This window comes from Cyanobium sp. NIVA-CYA 375 (assembly GCF_056108345.1).
The window spans coordinates 1-844 of the sequence record NZ_JBSYHW010000285.1 but is presented as its reverse complement, the minus strand read 5'-3'; the positions used below and the strand labels follow the sequence as shown (position 1 = coordinate 844).

The 844-nt window shown below is 63.9% G+C and carries 1 protein-coding gene; it reads right to left on the bottom strand.

The window, feature by feature from the left end; translation table 11 throughout:
* Positions 1 to 250: 250 nt before the first annotated feature.
* On the bottom strand, positions 251 to 610 hold the full coding sequence (locus AC01FP_RS18115; protein ID WP_474482203.1) for a nucleotidyltransferase domain-containing protein: 360 nt from the start codon (positions 608 to 610) through the stop codon (positions 251 to 253).
* Between the last annotated feature and the right edge of the window lie 234 nt (positions 611 to 844).

Sequence of the window (844 nt, the reverse complement as noted above, 5' to 3'; positions counted from 1 at the left end):
CGTGAAGGCGGAATGACTTCATGTCTTTCGCACTGACCCCTGGTATGGGCCCAGACCAGAACGCCTCGTTGCCCTTGAACGGAATACCGCCAGACAACAACTCGGCACATTCGCCGAGCGTTGTTTCCTCCTATTCACCCGCCATAACCCAGCCCCCTCAGGTTGACTTGGATGGCCAGCTCAAGTTTCTCTCCCTCGGCGAACAGGCCGTGCCGTTCACAGGCGAAGTTCGGCATCCGGGGAATCACTGTCATGGCGCCGGGTAGATGCGAATGCCCACCCGTTGAATGTGCTCCAGCAGTTTGCGGTGCTGAATGTGAGCCAGGGATTGCACGTCAAACCGATACGGCAACGGCAGCTCCTCCAACTCCGATGCGATCGCCTCGGCGCAGAGCGGCTCGATGTCGCCAGCCACCACCAGGCCCACATCCGAGCGGTCGCTGTGGGTGCCCTTGGCGCGTGAGCCGAACATCGTGGCGCTCTTCACCTCGGGATGCAGCCGAAACACCGAACGCACCAGCTCTAGTTCCGCGGGCCCGGTGAGCTGGGCGTGCAGCTCGGCAACGAGGCGGGGCTGGGCGTTCCATTGCCCGGCGGAGGCTTGGGCCATTTGAGCCATTGCTGGGCCGTTTGCGGGCAAACTCGTAGTAGGCGCCGCGGCCGCTCCCTTGCGGCACGATCAGTCCCTTGGCAATCAGTTCCTCGAGATCGCGCTTGGCGGTGGCGCGGCTGGCGCCCGTGGTCGCCTGATAGTCGCTGTTGGCAAATCGCGGCTGCCGCCGGATGGCGGGGAGTGCTTTCAACTGGCGCTCATTGAGGCCAAGCCCGGCCAGCACGTCGTCGG